General features: G+C 60.9%; 3 protein-coding genes. All 3 read right to left on the bottom strand.

The window, feature by feature from the left end:
* Positions 1–63: 63 nt before the first annotated feature.
* Positions 64–720, bottom strand: coding sequence for a SlyX family protein (locus EGI20_RS16915; protein ID WP_498631297.1), 657 nt, complete (start codon positions 718–720; stop codon positions 64–66).
* Between the two features lie 18 nt (positions 721–738).
* Positions 739–2,052, bottom strand: a complete 1,314-nt coding sequence (locus EGI20_RS16920; RefSeq protein ID WP_498632878.1) for a Na+/H+ antiporter family protein — start codon at positions 2,050–2,052, stop codon at positions 739–741.
* Positions 2,053–2,155: 103 nt separating this feature from the next.
* Positions 2,156–3,069 (bottom strand): class I SAM-dependent methyltransferase (locus tag EGI20_RS16925; RefSeq protein WP_498632880.1); only part of this gene is annotated, 914 nt, incomplete at its 5' end.

Genomic DNA, 3,069 nt, shown 5'->3' on the forward strand with positions numbered 1-3,069 from the left:
TGTTGGGGCCGGGCTGTTTTCCGGGCGCATGACGCATAAGCCGGCTGGCGCGCGCGTGGCAGCTCAATAGTGCGGCGGGATCTCGTCGCGCAGCGAGCGCTCTTCGTTTTCGCCACTGCCGCGTGCGCTTTGACGATACAGGAGGCGCAACTGCTCTTGCAGCAGGTCGAGTTCGTGTTGCTGGCGCGCAAGCGTGCTGCTTAGGGCATCGACCGTATCGTCCAGAAAGGCCAGACGGATTTCCAGTTCGCCACAGCGTTGTTCGGCATCGCGTGCATTTAGCCAGTTTTGCAACTGCTGTACGCGAAACGGGCGCTGGAACAGGGTGTAGAGTTCCAGCCAGTCTTCGGCGCGCATCCATGGCAAGCCATGTTCGATATCCACCTGTGCCGGGTTGAAGTCCCAGCCGGTCTGTTTCTCCTTATCGCGTACGCAAATGCCCGCCATCAAGTCGATGGCACGGCCGTCCTGACTGACAAAGCGGGCAAAGTGCTGCGCAATATGGTGCGGATGCGCCGGCCTTGGCTCTTCGTTAAAGAGTTCGGCCAGACGCAGATGGGCTTGGGCAAAGTGTTCAGGCGTGACCAGCAGATCCAGATCCTGCGGGTTGGCCTCCAGCCCCAGATGGTAGAGCAGGGTGCTGCCGCCGATTCCCCAGTCAAGACCATTCAGTAAGGGGGCGAGTCGTGTCGCCAGTGCCATTGGGGCAGGGGTGTTCATCATGCTTCCTTAAAAATTTCACAGCACCATGGCGGCAATCCAGCCTGCGGTCAGTAGTGGCAGGTTGTAGTGCAAAAAGGTGGGAATGACGGTGTCGCGGATATGGTCATGCTGGCCATCGACATTCAGACCCGAGGTCGGCCCCAGGGTCGAATCGGAGGCTGGCGAGCCGGCATCGCCCAAGGCTCCGGCCGTACCGATAATGGCGACCGTGGCCATGGGCGAGAAGCCCAGCTGTATGCACAGCGGAACATAAATGGCGGCGATGATGGGGACGGTAGAAAACGACGAGCCTATGCCCATGGTGACGAACAGACCGACCAGCAGCATGGCGAATACGGCCAGGCCGCGGTTATGGCCGAACAGTTCGGCCGAGGAGCTGACCAGCGGCGCGATCTGTCCGGTGGCTTTCAGTACTTCGGCAAAGCCTTGGGCGGTGATCATGATGAAGCCTATCATTGCCATCATCTTCATGCCTTCGGTAAACAAATCGTCCGCGTCTTTCCATTTCACCACGCCGGTGGCGATAAAGGTCAGGAAGCCGACCAGCGCGCCCATGATCATCGAGCCGGTGTAAAGCTGCACTGCAAACGCAAACACGATGGCCGCCAGTGCGGTCAGGATGGAGCGCGGGCTGATCTTGGCGTGGGTACGCTCGGCATTCTCGATGCGGCCCAAGCTGTAGCGGCGCGGCTTGCGGTAGCTGATGAATACCGCAAACAGCAGGCCGGCCAGCATGCCGGCAGCAGGAATGGCCATGGCGTGGGTGACATTGATGCCGGCCACGTCCATGCCGGACTTGGCGATATTGCCCAGCAGGATCTGCTTGAGGAAAATCTCGCCAAAGCCGACCGGAAACAGCATATAGGGCGTGACCAGACCGAAAGTCATCACGCAGGCGACGGCGCGCCTGTCCAGTTGCAGCTTGGCCATCACATAAAGCAGCGGCGGCACCAGTAGCGGGATAAAGGCGATATGGATGGGAATCAGGTTCTGGCTGGAGATGCTGACGGCCACCAGCAATAGCAGCAAGGTCCACTTGAGCGTGGTTTTGGCCTGACCGTTTTCCAGTTTCTTCAGGGCGATGTCGGCCAGCGCGTGCGGCAGGCCTGATTTGGCAATGGCCACTGCAAAAGCACCGAGCAAGGCATAGGACAGCGCCACCGACGCGCCGCCGGTCAGGCCCTTATTGAAGGCCTCCAGTGTGTCGGCTAGCGACAGACCACCGACCAGTCCGCCGACGATGGCGCCGACCAGCAGGCTGATCACGACATGGGTGCGGGCGAGTGACAGGCCGAGCATCAGCACGACCGCAAGAAGGACAGCATTCATGTTGAGTATCTGCGGGGGAATTCAGGATGGTTTTAAAATAATCGCTTAAACGCAGCCTGTCGAGTTGGCGAGTGCTTGCTTCTCCCTCTGTGGCACTCGCCGCTTAGTCCGTCTTGCTCATGCTTTGCTTGATATAAAGGTCAAAGCGGGTCGATTTGCCCTCCATCACCACCGAAGGATTCATGCCCGCTATCGGTGCGCCCAGACGCGGGCGCTTCACCACGACCCGTTTGCGCGCTGCCCCCCACGCCGCCGCGAGCAAGGCGGCGCTATCCATATCGTCGCCGATGACCTGCTGGAAGGCCTGCATGTCTTTTTTCGCGGCGGCACTTTTCTTGTCGGTGTCAGGGAACATCGGGTCGACAAACACCACATCCGGGGACTGCTCGGGGGCAAGCGTGCTAAGCCAGTCTATCGAGTTGGCGTGCACCAGCGTCATGCGTGCGGCGATATCGGCTGTGTCGGCATGCGAGCGCGCCCGGTCCAGTGCATCAAACAGCAAGGCTGCGGCAACCGGCGAGCGCTCAAGCAAGGTGACCTGACAGCCCAGGCTAGCCAGTACAAAGCTGTCGCGCCCAAGGCCTGCCGTGGCATCGACGACGCTGGGCAGGGTTTTGGCACTCTTGAGGCCGATGGCCTTGGCCACCGGCTGGCCGCGTCCGCCGCCCTGTTCGCGCCGGTGTTTGGCCGCACCTTCGACGAACTCGGCGTAAACCGCGCCATGCTTGCCTATGGTCACCAGCTCCAGCCTGTCATCCCCCAGTTCCAGCCAGTAGTCGCTGGTCGGGCGTGCGCGCAGGCGTTGCAGACCGAACAGGGCGACCAGCCTGTCGGCGTAGTCACGCCGGGCGCCGGCGGCGAGGAAAAAGGGAAAATCGGACATATCGGTCTTTCGGGCAGTATCAGGCGAGGGCGCACGATAAGCGAGGCTAGGCTGCCATGCAAGTTGTGCCTGCATATGATGGAGCATGGAACGGCTGGTTTGCTTCTGTCTGGGCGTGGCGCTGGTGGCCGTGC

Source organism: Aquitalea sp. S1-19 (assembly GCF_024343515.1).